This window comes from Coleofasciculus sp. G3-WIS-01 (assembly GCF_040223135.1).
Classification (GTDB): Bacteria; Cyanobacteriota; Cyanobacteriia; order Cyanobacteriales; family Coleofasciculaceae; genus Coleofasciculus.
Map to the genome: position 1 here is coordinate 14326 of NZ_JAVJZI010000094.1, position 18526 is coordinate 32851.

An 18526-nucleotide genomic window follows, 5' to 3' on the forward strand; every position below is an offset into this window, starting at 1 on the left:
GGGGTGTCGCCCCCCCCATTTTCCTATGCTTAACGACGACGACTTGCGGGAGTTAATGAACTCCGGCTTAACGGAAACTCAAGCGCTTCAAACGGGACACTTTAGTGCCGACAAGGAATGGAGCAAGAACAATTTGGGGATAGACCATGATGGGCTGATTTTTAACTACTCCAGCCCCAATGGGGATGCATACTTAATCAACGGGAAACCCTTCAACAGGATTAAACCTAAGGACTGGGGAGAAAAAACAGATGCTCCCAAATACTTATCGCCCCGCGCTATGGGGAATAGACCATACTTCTCCAGACTAGGTAACATGGACTTAGCAAAAGATGCCAACACCCCTGTCATCCTGGTCGAAGGCGAGAAAAAAGCGGATTGTCTCAATGCTCACGGGATATTTACAGTCGGTCTAGCTGGGGTTTATGGATGGCTGGACAAATCAACTCGAAGCGAGGAAATAGAATACCCACCTGCTCAACTGATTGAGGATGAAATAGAAGAGCAGGAATCCATCGGGAAGATGGAAGAATCCAGGCTTTTGCCAGAGCTAGAAAATGAGATCAACTGGAAAGGTAGAAAAGTTTACATTGCTTTTGATAGCGATATAGTTGACAAGTATCAAGTCAAGGATGCCATAGCGAAGCTAGCCAAAGCCTTAAGGAATCTCGGTGCATTCCCGAAGATTGCCAGGATTCCAAATGAGATAGATGGATCGAAAAACGGACCAGATGATTTTATCGTTAGGCATGGTTCAGAAGCTTTTAATACCATCCTGGGAGAAGCAACCCCCGCTTTGTCGAAAAAAGGGGATTTAATGTTTAAACAAGACCCCGATCGCCTCAGCAAAATATTAATAGCCTGGACGGTGCTCAAGGATACCTGGAGATACCGACCAGGTATCGGATTTTATCGATGGGAATCATCTCACTGGGCACTTGCCACATCAGAGGAGTTTGATCGAGATCTGATTTTGTTCCAGGATGCCCAAAAATGGCGGCAAACTACTGGATTAGAGGTAGTCCTCAAGCAACTAAAATGCCGACTACTGGTGGGGGAATCCTTGTGGAATCCAGATCGGTTGTTGGTGTTTCAAAATGGAACACTGGACTGTGTTTCCGGAAATTTCATGGGCGGGCATGTAAGAGAAGATTTTTGTACTACATGTATTGATTATGAGTGGGATATGACAGCAGAATGCCCGACTTGGAAGAGGTTTTTGGCTTCAGCATTAGATGGAGACAGCCAAAGCATCGAACTAATCAGGGCTTTTATTAAATGGATTTTGACACCAAAGCCATCAAACCGGAAGGCAGATATAGAAAAGTCGCTTGATATAATTGGAGCCAAAGGCACGGGAAAGGGTACGTTTTTAGACGTAATTACGGAACTGGTTGGGAGAGGGAACTATGCCGCGATCACTTGCGATACGTTTAATTCGCCAAATAGCTTGTCAAGTATGCTTGACAAAAAAGTTTCTATTGATTTTGACGCGCAAGGCATCCTCAAAAACGTGGGGATGTTTAACCGGGTAGTTTCAAACGAGCCTATATCTATCCGTTACTTGTACGAGAACCCGGTAGAATCCCGCCTAAGAACATGCGTAATCCGCGCATACAATCAATATCTCGATACCCCATCTGGCTCCGAAGGGTTGGATCGAAGAATTGTCGCTATATCTTTTAGTAATCGCCCAAAAGCAGTAGATATAGAACTAACCGAAAAGCTTCGACAGGAGCTAGCTGGAATTTTTGCGTGGGCTTGGCTTATGCCACTGAAAACCGCCAAGCAAACAATCATGCAAGCTGGCAACATAGAGAATGTTCGACGCACCAGTGCCGAACGCTTTGAGGCGAATAACTCGGAATATTTATTTTTGGCTGAATCTTTTCCCCAGGGCAACCCAAAAGCCAAAGCAGGCGATCTCTATAATTCCTATGTAGATTGGGCTAAAGATGCGGGATACACTCCGAAGAAAAATCGCAAATTCTTTGAAGCTATCCAGCGGATCGGAGCAGAAAAATCGCAAAAGACTAATGGCTGCTTCTTCTACTCAATACCTAGAATGGACGAGTTCTCAGTTGAAAATCATCTTGGGTTAAGTCTTCCGGTGGGAGGCGATCGCAAACCAGTCACCAGATCAGATCTCCTGCCTTGGTTTTTGGAACCGGAAACACCAGGGGGCGATCGCACTGAGCCAACCGACCCAGGACCGGAAACACCAGGGGGCGATCGAAAACCAGTCACCGGGGCAGAACCGGAAACACCAGGGGACAGACCAAGAGTAGGCGATCGCGTTAGACCAAAACTAAAATTAGCCGGAAAGAACAGCCCAGCGACAGTTATCGGACTAGCGACACATTTCATAGAAGTAACCTACGACCATTCCAGCTCTAAAGCAATTCTGGGTAACGGAGATTGGGAATTCTTGCCAGAATGCGACGATCCAAAAATAGCAGCAAAAGAACTATTTTCGAGATTGAAAAAGGGATGTAAGGTGAAAATTGGCAAGCACCCATATCACAAGGAATATATAGGCAAGTACGGGTACGTGAGGAAATTAAAAGAAACTTGGGGGGGAGACCTGGTAGCCTTTCTTTCTCTCCTAGATGGCTCTACTGATGAGGGGAACAGTTTTACTTGCTATTTAGATGCCGCCACAGCCGCTCAACCGAAAAAAGGTGATCGCGTTGAATTCGAAGGATGGTTTGGAACCTTGGAAAAAGTTAAAGATGACAAGGGTACAATCAAGTGGGATTCTAACAATCCGGCTTACGAATCACTTCCAGGTTCCGTTCAGCTCCTGCAAGATTTATTGGTGTATTAATGAATTTAAAAACACTCAACGAACAGCTAAGAACTCTCAACATTGGCGTAGCCGTCAACCAAAGAGGAAAGAGGCTTTATCTACGGGCGACTTTACCGCCCAAGCCTGGAACCCACAGAGGAACACACCAGCAAGAGATTAGCCTCGGTGTTTACTGCAATGCAGACGGGCTACAGTTTGCAAAAACAGAGGCAATGAAATTGGGGGCAGCTTTGGCGACGCGCTCTTTCGATTGGAACAATTACCTAGAGCTGGCAGTTCAAGATCCAACCTTAGTCAAGGAGTGGATACGAAAATATGAAGAGGATTACTTTAACAAAAGGACAAAAAATTCAGCCAGCATGACGACTTGGGATAAAGATTATAGGCTGACATTCGAGAAACTACCCCAAGACGAATTGCTTACTGTAGAAAACTGTCTCAGGCTTATCGGGAAAACAGAGCCTAGCAGTAGAGCCAGACAGCGTTATGTAATGGCTCTTAGTAGCTTGTGTCGATTTGCAGGAATAGAGGCAAAGTTTAGTGGATTAAGTAAATACTCAACGAAGGAACTCAACCCAAGAAACATTCCATCTGACAAGCTTATTGTTGAAATCCGGCAGCAAATCACCGATCCAGCTTGGCGTTGGGTTTATGGAATGCTAGCCGTCTATGGCTTGCGTTCTCACGAGGTTTTCCTTATAGACGTAGATCGGCTTAAGAGTAAAGACTACTCCCTGTATGTCAAGGAAGGGAAAACCGGAGCTAGAACAGTATTTCCATTTCCCCTTTCGTGGTGGAAGGACTGGGAACTATTCGATGTTCACATTCCCAGTGTAAAAGCTAACCGAAATTCAGACTATGGAACCAGAACAGCTAAAAAATTCAAACAATACAAAATTCCATTTAAAGCTTACGACCTTCGACACCGCTGGGCTATCAGGACGCTTGAACTGGGATTAGACTTGTCATTATCTGCTCAACAGATGGGACACAGCCATGAGATCCACAGCAAAATTTATCACCGATGGATTTCCGAAAAAACTCACCAAGAAGCCTTTGAACGTTTACAATGATGCCTGAAGAAAAATTTACAATGATGCCTGAAGAAAAAGAGAAATATCTTCCCTGGTTGCCAGCCAGCAGCCTACCATCCTTTACGAGCCTTTTATCCCAATCAAAAGCGTACTGGGAATGGGGTTCAGGTGCTTCAACAATATTTGCCGCCCAACACTCAACAAATATTTGGTCTGTGGAACACGATAGAAAGTGGTTTACTATAACGACTGATTTGTTGACAAGCCTTATCTTTTTACCCAGCACCAACAAGGTATCTTTGCTATATCGACCGCTTTCAGCGGGATATCCAAACGCTATAAATGAAGTTAACGGAACCTTCGACGTGATACTGATCGACGGAAGACAGAGAAACGAATGCATTAGAAATGCGATGCAGAAAATTTCCCAAAACGGAACGATAATCTTGGATAACAGCAACAGAGAAAAATATCAATTTGGAATTGATTTATTGAAGAAAGAAGGGTTCGGAGAAACTTGTTTCGAGTCCAATCAGAAACCGTGGAAGTGTAGTTTTTTTCAAAGGTAAAATAACACTTTAGCCGCTGGTTTTGGGATGAAGTTTTCATCCCAAAATCCAGCCTTGGCTCTATTTCCAAACCAGTTCCAGGGGGAAGCATCAAAAGCACTCCAGAACCCAACCATATCAGCTAGTCCTTGACAGGAGTCAATTAAGGTGGAATAGGCTTTGAGCTGTAAATCTTCAACATCCCAAAATCTATCAAGAAAAAACCCGGCACCAGTTCTCAACAATTCCCTTCGTATGTTTGAGTTTTTGTTCAAAGATTTAACTTCTTTGAAAGTTAGTTTAGTTGCTGGCTGCCAGCAGACTATCTCGGGTACGTGGATTAACAAGCCAAAATCTGTCTTGATTCGATTCATCCAGATTTTGTGGACTTGCCAGTCAAGAGTTAAGCAGTCTTTGGCAATTGGTGGTCTTAGATTGCTGTGTAACTGAATAGACAATCCCCCCAATGGAATATCTTTACTCAGCAGACTGTCTATCAGTTCATAAGTTTTTTGCCATTTCCGACTATCTCTGTAATAATCGCAATAGAAAAATGTAGCATCTGGAAGCTGCGTTTTGGCGACAAGAAAACACCTGTCAATTTCTGACTGGATAATTGAATTTCTGAACCGCCCAGAATCTCCAATTAGCTCTAAGCAGCAATCCCAGTATTTAATCTCCGGAAACTCCTTTAAAATTTCAGAAACCTTTTTGTATTGCTCTGTTTTCCCAATAGTCAGCGAGTTAAACAAATGATTCCCTCGAAGTTTTTTACCATTTGCAATCGCAAAATCTGAAACGGTTTTTGCTAATGGCAAGGTTGGGGAATTTTTGTCCAAATAAACGTTCAGCAGCGGTCGTGCCATCCCCACGTACAATGTGAAAATTATGGATAATTGTCATGACTTTAAGTCGTCTAGCTGATAATCCACGTCGGTTGTGATAAATTTGAGACAAATAGCCATTACGACCTTCTACAGGAGAAGAAGGTTGGTAGCCGATTTTCCCTAATATTGCCTTAGTTTAAAAAGGAGTTGACAGCAAGCCGGATCTGTGAACGAAGAATCCTCGCCCTAAAAGTGCGGGGAGTTTCAATTGCAACAGTACCAGCTTTGGCTGTAATTGGATCAAGGATGGGAAAGTGAGAGGTGAGGGTTGGTGGGCATTGCTTAGCCTACATATAGATAGATAGTGTTTTGAATGATATCAAGCAATGCTCACCCTACAACTAAACCCGCCCCGACATGATAACTTTTGATGTTTGATTTCTCAAGGAACGGTACTAGCTACTGTTGTAGCCAACGAGCAGCGTCTTTGGCATGGTACGTCAGAATTAAATCAGCGCCCGATCGCTTAAATCCGGTCAAGGTTTCCATCACCACCTTCTGTTCGTCAATCCAGCCGTTGAGGGCAGCCGCTTTGACCATCGAATATTCACCCGATACATTGTACGCAGCAACTGGTAAATTCGTGGCTTCCTTCACCCGCCAGATAATATCCATATACGCCAGCGCTGGCTTAATCATCAGCATATCTGCCCCCTCCGCAATATCCAGTTCTATTTCCTTAAGGGCTTCGCGGCTATTGGCGGGGTCCATTTGATAGGTGCGGCGATCGCCAAATTGTGGCGCTGATTCTGCGGCATCCCGAAACGGTCCATAATAAGCAGAGGAATACTTCGCCGCATAAGACAGAATCGGTGTCTCCTGGAATCCAGCTTCATCCAATCCTGCCCGAATTGCTTGGACAAAACCATCCATCATCCCCGATGGGGCAATAATATCTGCCCCAGCTTTGGCTTGAGAGACGGCGGTTTTCTTCAGCAGTTCTAAGGTGGGATCGTTAAGAACCCGCCCGCTTAAATCTCCGACGTCAAGATACCCACAATGTCCATGACTGGTGTATTCACACAAACAGGTATCGGCAATAATCACCAAGTCTGGCACCGCTTCTTTAACGGCTGTTGCGGCTTTCTGGACAATGCCACAATCATGCCATGCGCCAGTGGCTTCCACATCTTTGTTATCAGGAATGCCAAATAGAATAATCGATGGAATACCAAGATCGTAAACTTCCTTCGCCTCTTCCACAATTTTGTCTACCGATAACTGGTAGACTCCCGGCATAGATTTGACTTCTTGGGCGATTCCCTCACCGGGTACAGCAAACAAGGGGTAGATCAGATCGCTAGTGGTAACAACATGTTCACGCACCATGCGACGCAACTGGGTGGTTTGGCGGAGACGGCGAGGACGATGAATGGGAAACATAGGTTAAGATTTGAAAAGACGGATTAACCGAAAATTTTTAGACCAGAAGACTATTGTAGAACGAGCCTTCCCCTAGGGATAGCCATCATCGCGATCGCGCCGTTCGTAGTGAGCGCTTACTTCGCTTGACGCATCAAACAGTCCAGTCGGTTGAGTTGAATGGATAAAATGCCTTATCTGTCAAGCTTTTGATCGGCTTATCACCCGTTCAGCTTTAATGATTATACAAGGTGAATTTAGGATCTAACCAAATAATCCGAAAAATATCCTTAATGCGATAACCTACCATTGGAGCCTTTCCCGAAAATCGTAGGGCAATAAAAAAGTCGATATCTTCCGTAATATGCTTAGGAATTGAAGCTTTTATGCTAGTTCTCGCAATCTTTTCTGCACCCAATCCATGCCGATCTGCTGCCCAAATTTGTCGCCAAGTCATTTGACTTCGTTTTCTCAGAGCCTTAGCCAGATCAGCCTGCTCATCCCTAGTACATTTATCCAGACCGTAGTCATCCTCTAAATACCGAAGACAAAAAACAGGATGACAGTCATCGTAATTTAAAATCTTGTCCGATGAAGGTTCTGCAATCCTGCCTTTTACTTTAGACTGATTTGGAAAAGGGTTTTTGATTCTATTTTTATTGCCTTTACCCATCAATCCTCAACAATCTGACTCTTAAAATAGTCACTCATTAATTCATGAGTAATGGTTTGATTTAGTCCTGTATTCATCCAAGGTTTTTCTTGATGAGTAAGATTGGCTAAAACAGTACCAGTATATTTACCAAACACGCTATAAACTTCATCAATTAAATTCTTTATTTCTGGCGAAATTATTTCAGGATTGAATTTTTCAGGATCGGGTAAAGGATTACGCGAATATCCCTTATAGGCGTGATAAATTTCTTCGACTACTGGACCATACTGCCATGCCTTAATTTCTTCTCGAAAAAGAGGCTGATCAAACAAAGCCAAATGAAACCCTTGGGCATAATACAGTAATTTTTGCAGTTTTAAATTCGTCATCATGCCGTCCTCTTCAAGATTGGCATAGTGAATGAAATATTTAGCTATATCCGAAGCTTGATACATGGTGAAGCTCCTAAAGCTGAGTGACCTTTAAATCTATTGTCGCATTTTTCGGACTCAATTAGGTTGAAGAATCCTTATATGAGAGGTGAGGTTTTCCGAAGAAACCTAATCCAATCAGGAATACAACCTAACCGACTATCGCTCTCTGGAGCGAAAGGCATCGCCTTTACGGGCGCGACAGCTAGCGGTTTGGACGATCAAATCAATCAGGCGATCGCGTTTTTTCCAGCGCATTGCCCGCCGACTCGCATCCATCCCATGTTCAGCAATCATATCTTTAAGTTGTTCAACCTTGAGTTGCTGCAACTGTTGACGTAAGTATTGCTCCCCCTGCTGGTGATAGAGTTCAACGGGATCAAAAACACTCGTACATCGTTTGGTGCGGTGCTTTTTCGAGGGAGCTTGACATTTTGTCGATAAGACTTGAAATAATGAATCAATCTCTTGGGCAAAGTTGGGATCATGTTGGTATTTGGTCAAAGTTGCCTGGGTATTAGGAAGAATTTCTTCCAGGAGTTTGATCAATGCTGTAAGTTGGTCAAGGCTCATTTAATTTCTCCACGTTCAACTGGAGTGATACGGCTTATTTTTGAGAATTTGACTAGCCGCAATTCTGATCTCTTTTGCCAAATTTAGATATTGTTCAAACTGACCCGCATATCCCCATTTTTGTCGCAAGGTTGAGAATTTGTCGGGATCATTGAATTCAACAGTTTCAGCAATTTGTTGCTTGTGCGGAATTTGGGTTTCAAAGACACGGGCATCTTTACTATATCGACGTAAATCTTTAATCACGCGATCGTGAAGTGTCATACCAGCATTGTATTTACAGATGACAATGCCTAAGGGAACAATAGATTCAGCGATTGTTTCGGAAAACTCATGAATGGTTTTGGTGATTTGGGGAATTCCATAAGTTGAGAGAATATCCGGAATGGTGGGAATGATATAACCATGGGAAATTCGTAATCCATTGAGTGTAACAATACCCAAATTAGGAGGGCAGTCGATGAGAATATAATCATAGGGATCAATTACAGAGCGAATTCCGCGCCGCAAAATGTTAATTGGACTGGCGGCATAAAACCGTCCAGCGGGAATGGTCGCTAACCTATCTTGCACATTGATTAGATCTAAACTTGAAGGGAGCAAGTCTAAACTGGTTAAATCTTTGACATTAGAAACTTGGTGTTGTAAAGCTTTATCCAGATTAAACCTAGGGTATTCTGGCGCGATCGCATCTAGAAAAAGTTGGGCTAAGGTGTGATGATTTTCATTAAGTTCCTCCCATCTTTCTTCACCAATTAACATTAATGTAGCATTGGTTTGAGGATCAAGATCAATAACCAAAACTTTGCGATGAAATACCCCAGCCAACATCTCAGCAACGGCGACGGTGGTTGTTGTTTTACCCACACCTCCCTTGAAATTAATAAATGAAATTATAATTGCCACAAATCCACTCCAGTCTCTAGATTGAGCGGGTTGAAAAGTTGTTGGATTAAGACTTGGCGTTGGAGAGAAAACTTGAGTAGGTTCATGGGTCGCGATCGCGTCACATTTGGTAGTAGAGAATAAAACCAAAGATTATTCATTCTTAGTTATTTGGAAGACACGTCCTGCCAATTCATAACAATTCTTAGGCTGACCCGATCACGTTTGTCGCATTATGGGCTAGCCTGTTCCTGCCGAGAAGCTTATGGTAGTGGTAATCACCCTTCTACTTTCCAAGGTAACAAGCTAAAATCAGGGTACGCCATGCTCACAAACCAAGAGACGGCGGCAAACCCTGTTCCCCTCAAGCATAGGAGAAGAGGGATTCCCCTCACAACCAATGTTGCGATCGCGCCCAATCTAATCATCTCTTTACCTGTCAGGGCTAACCAAACCGATTCAATCATCGCCTGCTTACAGGGTATAGCCGTTGCAAATGGGTTGGAACTTATGCAGGATGATCAAAACCTAGACAACGCCAGATTTATCCAAATATTACCAGGCATCATTTTTCTATGGCAAAGAAATGGATGATGACGAGACTGAACATACCTGTGTGGTATTATTGGTGCATGAATTCCCCCTTTTGTCCCCCTCCCGTCCCCCTTATAGATCCCCCTTCCGTCCCCCTTATAGATCCCCCTCCCGTCCCCCTTATAGATCCCCCTTCCGTCCCCCTTAAAAAGGGGGAGACCAGGGGATGCGAGAGCTTTTTTTGCACGGGGGAGACCAGAGGATGCGAGAGCTTTTTTTGCACGGGGGAGACCAGCAGATGCTGCGCTTTTTGTTTAATGGGGGAGACCAGAGGATGCGAGAGCTCTTGTTGCACAGGGGAGACCAGAGGATGCGAGAGCTTTTTTTGCACGGGGGAAGCCAGAGGATGCGAGAGCTTTTTTTGCACGGGGAAGCCAGATATTGCTTCGGGTTATAAACTCATTCATTTTGTTTTATTGTATGTCTAAATAGATGCCAATAACTCTTAAACAAAACTGGAACAAAGTCGGTTATAAAATTAGTAATCATTTTTTTAACCTAGTTGGGCATCTTTTGGTTAAAGAATGGAATCCTAAACTGCTTGGCTTATCCAAACTACCCATCCACTCAATTATCGACGTGGGAGCAAATGACGGTCAATTCTCTCGGAAAATGTGCCGTATTTTTCCCGACGCTCATATTTATTCATTTGAACCTTTACCTGACCCATTCAAAAAACTAGAACAATGGGGAAAACAACGAAAAAAGAACGTCAAAGTTTTCAATATGGCATTAGGAGATTCTATGAAAACTATTGAAATCAATAATCATTTATATTTTAATCAATCGTCTTCTATCCTACAGACTACTCAACTCTGTGAACGCATTTACCCAATGCTAAAAAAGCAACAAACGATTCTCGTGCAACAGTCAACCTTAGATCAGGAAATTTCGTCACTGCCAACACCTCCTACCCCTGATATACTTATTAAGTTGGATGTACAAGGCTATGAAGACAGGGTGATCCGAGGGGGTATTGAAACCTTTAAACAGGCTAGAGCTTGTATTGTCGAAATTTCGTTAGATATACTTTATCAAGAACAAGCTGATTTCAAAGATATTTTTTTGATGCTCGATCAACTAGGATATTTTTATGCTGGGAATCTAGATCAAGTTCAAGGGAAAGATGGTCATGTACGCTATTTTAACGCTGTTTTTATCAAAAACAATTAGCCGGAAATAATTATGCACGTTGAAGCTTGCTGCCAAGACTTGTTAGAACAAGTGTTACCCCTTATTGATCCCACAAGAGAGGGTATTTGTATTGACGTAGGAGTGGGAACCTTTGCTTTTTATTGTGAACGGTTTTCTAGACTGGGATTTAAGACAGTTGCGGTTGAACCACTACCTGTCAAAAAATTACAGAATCTATGCCAACGTTATAACATTGACTTAATTAAAGGTTGTCTTTCAGATATCAATGGCGATCAAACCTTATATATGGGTAAATTTATCGGTTTATTTAATCATAATTTTAATTCTTTATCAGCCGATTGGTTTGGTTCTTCCAAAAAGATAAAACAAGTTAAGTCTGTAACTCTATCTAATTTACTATCCAGTATCAATGCTGAAAAAGTTACTTGTCTTAAACTTGATATTGAAGGATGGGAATCTAAGATTATTAAACAGTTTCATGAGTTGTCACCCTTTCTACTCCCACGAGTGGTCATGTTTGAATATGGCGGTGGCACCAGTAAAAAAAATGGAAAAGGAGGATGGTCACCTACATTTATTAATGCCACATTAGAATGTTTAAGTGTTTTGAAACAATGTGGTTATGGTTTGAGTGTGATGGTTGATTATGCTTATTCAACAAAAGAAACTATTTTTGACTTACAATCCTCTACTTTAGACATCAATGAAATCATTCCGACTCATTCAATTTATGGAAACATTATTAGTTTTCACAACTGGAATTATCCCGAAGAAAAAATTACCCAAATCTGTTCCCCTTATTATGGGGGAGTGGCACAGCGGTTGTTGACCACAATTTTTTCCAGAACGCTGACTTGAAATTGATGCCTCGCCCGTCCGGTAGATCCCCGACTTCAGAATCAAATTCATTCAGGCAATCAGGCTTTTAACCAAGAAATCGGAGATATTGAGCTTTAGGTTTTAAGTTGCACAGATGATCCTTTGAATCTCTTGGGCGGTAGCCGGGGCGAGGAGAACACCGTTGCGATAGTGACCCGTTGCCAGTAAAACATTATCATAACCCGATAGTTTACCAATAACCGGAGCTGGCTGTCCTTCTGGACGAGGACGTTTACCCAACCAAGTGCGAACCACTGTAGCTTGAGCTAAAGCGGGACAAAAGGCGATCGCATCTTGTTTCACTTGTTCAAGTAACCCAGGTTCTGCAACCACTTCGCCGCGATGAGGAAACTCCACCGTTGCACCCACCCAATAATCACCGCCACCAATTGGCACAATATGCACATCATCCCCTGTAATCACAGGCTGGAAATCCGGATTACCGATTGTATCCCCTAGGCGTAATTGTAACGCTTGACCGAGAACGGGTTTCAGCGTAATTGCAGACGATTGCTCCGGTGGGGATAGGAGAAAATTGACCAATTGTGCCGAACCTAATCCCGCCGCAATCACCAGCCAATCCACTGTCAAGGTTTCCCTGTGTGTGTGAATTTGCGCTGCATACCGCCGATTGGAACCATTGACAGGCATCGATTCCACCCCTTCAACACCAACGCCAAACTTAAACATCGCCCCCTTCTGTTGGGCGGCGGCGATTAAGGCATGGGTGAGGGCTGTGGGTTCGACTTGTCTGTCATCGGGAGAATAAATCGCACCGATAATCTTCTCAGGATTAAGCTGAGGACAGTGGGATTGAACTTGAGCCGCACTCCAAATTTCCAATTGCCATCCTTGAGATTGGCGAATTTTGACTAAATTCTGCCAAGAGTCTAAATTGCCGTTCTCAAACCTCAGCATCAAGATGCCTTGACGGTTAAAGGGAATGTGATGCCCAGTCAATATTTCTAATTCTGGAATCAGGGTTTCATAGCGCTGCATACTGGCTTGGCGCAACTGCCATGTTCTCCCCTTAACCTTTTGACTAATCACACCCATCAAAACACCCAATGCTGCCCCGGTTGATCCTTGGGCGGGGGGTTGTCGATCCAGCACAGTCACCTGTAGCCCCGAAACGCTACTTAGTTCGTATGCGATCGCAGCACCAACAATCCCACAGCCAATGATGGCAACATGACTCATTCAGGCAACTCCGGCTATAAAACAGTATACTCACCTGGGTACAGGTGGTTGTGCTGGGACTTTTCGCCGAATAAGCTAAAAAACCAAACCCACAATCATCCCGACAAGTAACACAAAACCAATCCAGACATTTTGGCGGAAAATTTCTCCATAAACGGGTTTGGGAATATCAGGTTGGCGCAGTCGCCTATAGTGCCAAATCCACCCGATAATTGCCACACCTAAAGCCATCCAAAAGCCCCAGTGTAGCTGCATGACAAATCCCAATCTTGCCAAAAATCCCACCGTGGCGGCAAAAAATAGACCAACTGCTTCCGGGGCGTAGTCTCCAAAAAACAAGGCGCTAGAATTTACCCCAAGTTTCTGGTCATCTTCACGGTCTGACATCGCATAAACGGTGTCAAACCCTAATGTCCAAGCTACCGTTGCTGCCCACAAAAACCAAGTGGCGGGTGCTAAATTCCCAGTAACGGCACTCCAACTGATTAAAACAGCAAACCCCCAGGCGATGGATAATACCAACTGGGGAATCGGAAAAACTCGCTTGGCTGACGGATAAAATACAATCACGGGAACGGCGGCGACGCACAGCCAAAATGTGAAGGGATTGAGATAAAGGGCAAGGATACCTGCACAACTCATCGTTACTAACGCCACAACTACGCCCACTTGAACCGACAGGGCGCGAGAGGCTAAGGGACGTTCTTTTGTTCGTTCGACTTGCGGATCAATATCTCGATCCCACAAATCGTTGATTACGCAACCGGCTGCACTGGTGGCTAAGGTTCCCAATATAATCACACCGACTAAGGGAATCGGGGGTGTACCTTGGGCGGCTAAGAAAACTGCCCACAGCGCTGGAACCATCAAAATTAAGCGTCCGGCTGGCTTATCCCAGCGCAAAAGCCGCGCGATCGCCAGCCAGGTTGGTACTGAGTTTGGGTGTTGTTGGGTCAGCATTGATGATCAGGTCTTTTATAGTTCACAATAACGCAACAGTCTGGTACTGTCGATTTGAGCTGGTTTAACGGTATTGTTGTCAATAGCATCACGGCTAGAGTTGTAATCCCAGATACAAGCATGATCGATTTAGCTGCCAAAGGGAATTCGGCAGGAGTTTCCACTCCAAACACAGACAACGATCGCATAATGGCTGCCATTGATATCGGCACGAATTCGATTCACATGGTCATCGTCCAAATTGATCCCAGGCTTCCTTCGTTTACGATTATCGCCAAAGAAAAAGATACCGTGCGACTGGGGGAACGTGATCCGCATACGGGGAATTTAACCCCCCAAGCCATGAAACGTGCGATCGCGGCGTTGCAACGCTCTCAAGAGTTAGCTAAAAGTTTCCAGGTGGAACAGTTGGTTGCTGTGGCTACGAGTGCGGTACGGGAAGCCCCCAATGGACGCACCTTTTTACAAGAAATTGACTCACAATTAGGGCTATTTGTCAACCTTATTTCCGGTCAAGAAGAAGCGCGGCGGATTTATCTGGGTGTCTTGTCGGGAATGGAATTCAACAACCAGCCTCATATCATCATTGATATTGGTGGCGGTTCAACAGAATTAATCTTAGGTGATAGTCACGCTCCCCGTTCTCTCACCAGCACCAAAGTCGGCGCAGTACGCTTGAGCCGTGAATTTATTACCACCGATCCGATTAGCGATCGCGAGTTTCAATACTTACAAGCCTATATTCGGGGACGCCTCGAACGTGCCGTTGAAGATATCTTAGCGAATATAGAACCGGGAGAAAAGCCCCGTTTAGTAGGAACCTCAGGTACGATTGAAACCCTAGCCGCCCTTCACGCCAAAGAAACCTTAGGGATAATACCTACTCCCCTGAATGGTTATGAATTCTACCGCAACGACCTGAAAGATATCGTCAAACAACTCGCCTCACTCCCATGCGCTGAACGGGAAAAACTTCCCGGACTTGCTGAGAAACGAGCCGAAATTATCGTTGCTGGTGCGATTATTTTATTAGAAGCCATGACGCTATTAGATATCGAATCTATCACCGTCGGGGAACGCGCCTTGCGAGAGGGCGTAATCGTAGACTGGATGCTTTCCCAAGGCTTAATTGAAGACCGATTACGGTATCAAGGCGAAGTTCGCAAACGCAATGTAATTAAGGTGGCGCAAAAATATCACGTTAACTTAGCCTCTAGTGAACGGGTAGCTAACTTTGCCCTCAATTTATTTAATCAAACCAAAGGACACCTGCACAATTGGGGAACTGAAGCACGAGAATTGTTGTGGGCGGCGGCAATTTTGCACAATTGTGGCTTATATGTCAGTCATTCGTCACACCATAAGCATTCCTATTACCTGATTCGCCACGGGGAATTACTCGGCTTTACTGATATTGAAATTGAAGTTATCGCTAACCTGGCTCGCTACCATCGCAAGAGTTCACCTAAGAAAAAGCACGAAAATTACAGCAATTTACCCAACAAATACTATCGGCATTTAGTAAAAGAACTGAGTCCTTTATTACGGTTAGCTGTTGCTCTTGATCGCCGACAGATTGGGGCAATTTCCCAAATTAGATGCCACTATTTACCCGAAGAAAAGGAACTGCGTTTGCGTCTAGTTCCTGTAGAGCATAATGATACCTGCGCCTTAGAAATCTGGAGTTTAGAGGATAAAAAAGTCGCGTTTGAAGAGGAGTACGACGTTAAATTAGTCATACAGCTAGAAAACCCGGCGAGTTAACGCTACAAGAAGAAAAAATTCCCTAGGGGCGGGTGTGAGCATCTTAGGAGAATTTGGTACTGATAGCTGAGCAACGAAACCCGCCTTTATTCAAAAGCATAGGAGAGTGAAGCGTAACGCACCAATCAGATTCTTTAATAAATTACAAATGACAATCAACTCAATGTCATCTTTTTTTCTCGTAATACTGCTGATGATAATCTTCAGCTAAATAGTAATCAGAAGCAGGTTTAATTTCGGTCATAATATCCTGTTCATACTTACCAGACATCTGAAGCTTGCGCTTTGATTCTCTGGCGGCTTGTTCTTGATCAGGATTGTGGAAAAATATAACCGAGCGGTATTGCTCGCCGCGATCGGGTCCTTGACGATTATATTGGGTAGGGTCATGAATTGACCAAAAGACATTCAGCAAGTCATTGTAGGAAATCTGAGACGGGTCATACTCCACTTGCACAACTTCTGCATGTCCGGTAATTCTGGCACAAACATCCAAATAGGATGGGTTGGGAAAATGTCCTCCCATATAGCCAACGGATGTAGAGGTAACGCCGTTTAATCGGCGAAATGCCGCCTCGACTCCCCAGAAACAGCCTGCTCCAAATGTAGCTTTTTCCATATTCACCTATTCTTTCTACAACTTGGTAGAGCCTAGTTGAAGATAAACCAAGCATAAGTCAAAATTGCCAGAAAAGCGAAGCCAAGCAAGGTTTCTCGTTGCTCTTGCCAAAGCCTTTGCACACTTTGCCTTATATAGCGTAAGGTGACTCTACGTTCATGACCGAGTTCATCTATGAGTTGAGCCACTCTCACATCGACTTCCTCAACGGAGACATCGCCTCGCTTGTAGGCGGCTTCTAAGTCGTCAAGCTTTCTCCAGTAGTCTTTGGTGGATTCGATGAGATTAATCATGGTTGCGCCAGAATTGTTAACTTATGTAAACATCCTAGCGTGACTCCTGGAGTTGGGGGGTGAGGTTTACCCAACCTGGTCTTTCTATACAGATTCCATTTCGGTAAACAAGTTTTTGCTGTATGGAGAACAGATAAAGAGATATTCGCGATCGCGTAGATATATTATGTACCTTGACCCTAAACTTAGAAACAGCATTCCCTTAACCATTTTCACTCAGGTAACTTGGCTTCGCCAAATACCTGCTGCGGCGTCAATTCCAATCCCTCAAACAACGAATCAGTGATCACCCTATCTTTCGTATAGGTTCGCGGTGGCGCATCAGGATAGAAAACAGTGATACTTCTTGCCTGGGGATCTACAACCCAAACTCGCAATACTCCCGCTTCCAGATAGTCGGTGGCTTTCTCCGCCAAAGTCCCAAATGTCTGTCCCTGTGAAATAATTTCAATTGCCAATTCTGGCGGAACAGGACAAGGTTCATCTTCCATCACGTCTGTCGGTAGTCGCTGATAAGAAATATAGGTCAAATCTGGCACCGGAACCCAGTCTTCACCCCTACGTTTTAACGCGATCGCCCATTCTGGGTAAACTTCACCTTTCCCCTGACACCACTTATCAATAATAAATAACAATGTCTTCTGCAAAGCTGAATGAAATCGTTTTGGTGACATCTTTGGTATCGCCTCGCCCTCGACTAATTCATGGGTTACATCTGACTCTGGCATTGCCAAAAAATCTTCAAGTGTAAGTTTCTTTTCTAACTGTTGCATTGCTAGTTATTGGTAATTTGAGAAGTTTTGAGTTTTGAGTTAACTCCCCCATTTCTCTATAGTCAACGCTTTTTGCGATCGCGTTGATTTATTGTGTAATTTGATACTGAACTTAAACAAAATTTATGTATCTGAAATCACGATACCCTAGATCGTGGCAAGTTCAGCTTGGTGGGAATCAGCCAGACTGATGAGGGATAATGATTCTATGATGCACTATCGCAAGTCCACGCTCATTGACGCACCTGTCGAAGTTGTCTGGAACTTTCACGAGCGTCCAGATATCTTAGAACGACTCACTCCGCCTTGGCAACCTGTTCAGGTTGTACGTCGAGAAGGCGGCTTAGATGTGGGTGCGATTTCAGAATTTCGCCTGTTTTTTGGCCCAATTCCGGTGCGATGGGTAGCGGTTCATATAGAATGCGATCGCGATCGCATCTTTACCGATAAACAGCACGAAGGACCGATGGCGTATTGGGTTCATCGCCACCAATTTACTCAAGAATCAGGCAAAACCCGCTTAACCGATACAATTGAGTATGGATTACTGGGAGGATGGCTAGTCGAGATGCTACTGGGTTGGTGGGTAGACGCGCAACTCGAAAAACTATTCAGCTATCGCCATCAGGTAACGCAAACCGAGTGCAGCAGAATTGGGGAGCAGACGTAGCCTGCTACATCTGGAAGCAGGGGAGTGGAGAGGCGTGGCGATCGCAAATTTAATGTGAACGTGCTAGCGTGAAAATGAGGGATAATATCAACTCCGGTAGCATCGGTTGTGTATAGTGGGGAAGGGGTTAACTAACAGTCCGTAAATATCTAGACAATTAGTGACATAACTGGACATTTTAGGTGATATAATCAGGCAATGTCTAGTTTACCCCCCCAAGAAGCAGCTACTCGACTTTGTGTGATGGTCTTGCACTTTGCACCGATGCTCACTCAATGGTAAAATACAATCTTATAGTATCGCTGGTGGTCATCGTCTTATCGATATTGTTGACTTAATTGGTAAGAAATCGGGTAACGAATAGCTATGAAGACGATAACTTATTGCAAAGGCTTGCCAACCCCCGCCGATGAACTTAACCCCATCGGTTTCACC

20 protein-coding genes and 2 pseudogenes are annotated in these 18526 nt (G+C 44.1%); 9 read left to right on the top strand and 13 right to left on the bottom strand.

The window, feature by feature from the left end:
* Positions 1-25: 25 nt before the first annotated feature.
* Genes RIM23_RS10050 through RIM23_RS10060 form a run of 3 tightly spaced genes read left to right on the top strand, consistent with a single transcriptional unit; the run spans position 26 to position 4412 of the window.
* Positions 26-2827: a phage/plasmid primase, P4 family gene (locus RIM23_RS10050; protein WP_446366665.1), complete on the top strand. Its 2802-nt coding sequence runs from the start codon at positions 26-28 to the stop codon at positions 2825-2827.
* Positions 2827-3882, top strand: a complete 1056-nt coding sequence (locus RIM23_RS10055) for a site-specific integrase (RefSeq protein WP_446366667.1) — start codon at positions 2827-2829, stop codon at positions 3880-3882. Before RIM23_RS10050 ends, RIM23_RS10055 begins: the two co-directional genes overlap by 1 nt.
* Entirely contained in the window at positions 3879-4412 is a 534-nt protein-coding gene (locus RIM23_RS10060) for a hypothetical protein (RefSeq protein WP_446366669.1), read from the top strand. The genes RIM23_RS10055 and RIM23_RS10060 overlap by 4 nt, the downstream gene beginning before the upstream one ends.
* On the opposite strand, the gene RIM23_RS10065 is transcribed toward RIM23_RS10060, so the two are convergent.
* The 8 genes and pseudogenes from RIM23_RS10065 to RIM23_RS10100 all read right to left on the bottom strand — a co-directional run bounded on the left by RIM23_RS10065 (position 4403) and on the right by RIM23_RS10100 (position 9345).
* Entirely contained in the window at positions 4403-5257 is an 855-nt protein-coding gene (locus RIM23_RS10065; RefSeq protein ID WP_446366671.1) for an endo-1,4-beta-xylanase, read from the bottom strand. The genes RIM23_RS10060 and RIM23_RS10065 overlap by 10 nt on opposite strands.
* Positions 5258-5267: 10 nt before the next feature.
* Positions 5268-5348, bottom strand: a pseudogene (locus RIM23_RS10070) (DUF6399 domain-containing protein); the annotation flags it as partial.
* Positions 5349-5677: 329 nt separating this feature from the next.
* The gene (gene hemB, locus RIM23_RS10075; protein WP_446366673.1) at positions 5678-6661 is read right to left on the bottom strand and encodes a porphobilinogen synthase; all 984 of its coding nucleotides are present in this window, start codon (positions 6659-6661) and stop codon (positions 5678-5680) included.
* Between the two features lie 214 nt (positions 6662-6875).
* Positions 6876-7313: a hypothetical protein gene (locus tag RIM23_RS10080; RefSeq protein WP_446366675.1), complete on the bottom strand. Its 438-nt coding sequence runs from the start codon at positions 7311-7313 to the stop codon at positions 6876-6878.
* Positions 7313-7750: a Panacea domain-containing protein gene (locus RIM23_RS10085; RefSeq protein WP_446366677.1), complete on the bottom strand. Its 438-nt coding sequence runs from the start codon at positions 7748-7750 to the stop codon at positions 7313-7315. The genes RIM23_RS10080 and RIM23_RS10085 overlap by 1 nt, the downstream gene beginning before the upstream one ends.
* Before the next feature lie 135 nt (positions 7751-7885).
* Entirely contained in the window at positions 7886-8299 is a 414-nt protein-coding gene (locus RIM23_RS10090; protein ID WP_446366679.1) for a hypothetical protein, read from the bottom strand.
* 15 nt (positions 8300-8314) lie between these two features.
* Positions 8315-9205 carry a ParA family protein gene (locus RIM23_RS10095; protein ID WP_446366681.1) on the bottom strand — a complete coding sequence of 297 codons (891 nt, stop codon included), beginning with the start codon at positions 9203-9205 and terminating at the stop codon, positions 8315-8317.
* Positions 9193-9345, bottom strand: coding sequence for a hypothetical protein (locus RIM23_RS10100; protein ID WP_446366683.1), 153 nt, complete (start codon positions 9343-9345; stop codon positions 9193-9195). Before RIM23_RS10100 ends, RIM23_RS10095 begins: the two co-directional genes overlap by 13 nt.
* A gap of 163 nt (positions 9346-9508) precedes the next feature.
* On the opposite strand from RIM23_RS10100, the gene RIM23_RS10105 reads away from it, so the two are divergent.
* The 3 genes from RIM23_RS10105 to RIM23_RS10115 all read left to right on the top strand — a co-directional run bounded on the left by RIM23_RS10105 (position 9509) and on the right by RIM23_RS10115 (position 11791).
* On the top strand, positions 9509-9778 hold the full coding sequence (locus RIM23_RS10105; RefSeq protein ID WP_446366685.1) for a hypothetical protein: 270 nt from the start codon (positions 9509-9511) through the stop codon (positions 9776-9778).
* A gap of 513 nt (positions 9779-10291) precedes the next feature.
* Positions 10292-10951 carry an FkbM family methyltransferase gene (locus RIM23_RS10110; protein ID WP_446366687.1) on the top strand — a complete coding sequence of 220 codons (660 nt, stop codon included), beginning with the start codon at positions 10292-10294 and terminating at the stop codon, positions 10949-10951.
* Positions 10952-10963: 12 nt separating this feature from the next.
* The gene (locus RIM23_RS10115; protein WP_446366689.1) at positions 10964-11791 is read left to right on the top strand and encodes an FkbM family methyltransferase; all 828 of its coding nucleotides are present in this window, start codon (positions 10964-10966) and stop codon (positions 11789-11791) included.
* 102 nt (positions 11792-11893) lie between these two features.
* On the opposite strand, the gene RIM23_RS10120 is transcribed toward RIM23_RS10115, so the two are convergent.
* Both RIM23_RS10120 and RIM23_RS10125 read right to left on the bottom strand, forming a co-directional pair.
* Positions 11894-13012 (bottom strand): NAD(P)/FAD-dependent oxidoreductase, encoded by a 1119-nt coding sequence (locus tag RIM23_RS10120; protein ID WP_446366691.1) that lies wholly within the window; start codon positions 13010-13012, stop codon positions 11894-11896.
* Positions 13013-13087: 75 nt separating this feature from the next.
* Complete coding sequence (locus RIM23_RS10125) at positions 13088-13972, bottom strand: 4-hydroxybenzoate solanesyltransferase (RefSeq protein WP_446366693.1); 885 nt, start codon at positions 13970-13972, stop codon at positions 13088-13090.
* 120 nt (positions 13973-14092) lie between these two features.
* Here RIM23_RS10125 and RIM23_RS10130 point away from each other — a divergent pair, with 120 nt between their 5' ends.
* Entirely contained in the window at positions 14093-15736 is a 1644-nt protein-coding gene (locus RIM23_RS10130; protein WP_446366695.1) for a Ppx/GppA phosphatase family protein, read from the top strand.
* A gap of 166 nt (positions 15737-15902) precedes the next feature.
* Here the strand turns inward: RIM23_RS10130 and msrA are convergent, their stop codons facing one another.
* The 3 genes from msrA to RIM23_RS10145 all read right to left on the bottom strand — a co-directional run bounded on the left by msrA (position 15903) and on the right by RIM23_RS10145 (position 17421).
* The gene (gene msrA, locus RIM23_RS10135) at positions 15903-16355 is read right to left on the bottom strand and encodes a peptide-methionine (S)-S-oxide reductase MsrA (RefSeq protein ID WP_446366697.1); all 453 of its coding nucleotides are present in this window, start codon (positions 16353-16355) and stop codon (positions 15903-15905) included.
* Between the two features lie 32 nt (positions 16356-16387).
* The gene (locus tag RIM23_RS10140) at positions 16388-16648 is read right to left on the bottom strand and encodes a hypothetical protein (RefSeq protein WP_446366699.1); all 261 of its coding nucleotides are present in this window, start codon (positions 16646-16648) and stop codon (positions 16388-16390) included.
* Positions 16649-16860: 212 nt separating this feature from the next.
* Positions 16861-17421, bottom strand: coding sequence for a Uma2 family endonuclease (locus RIM23_RS10145; RefSeq protein WP_446366701.1), 561 nt, complete (start codon positions 17419-17421; stop codon positions 16861-16863).
* Between the two features lie 208 nt (positions 17422-17629).
* Between RIM23_RS10145 and RIM23_RS10150 the strand changes: the two genes are divergently transcribed.
* Positions 17630-18091, top strand: a complete 462-nt coding sequence (locus RIM23_RS10150) for an SRPBCC family protein (protein WP_446366703.1) — start codon at positions 17630-17632, stop codon at positions 18089-18091.
* Between the two features lie 198 nt (positions 18092-18289).
* A pseudogene (locus RIM23_RS10155) lies at positions 18290-18452 on the top strand (IS607 family transposase); the annotation flags it as partial.
* Positions 18453-18526: the final 74 nt, after the last annotated feature.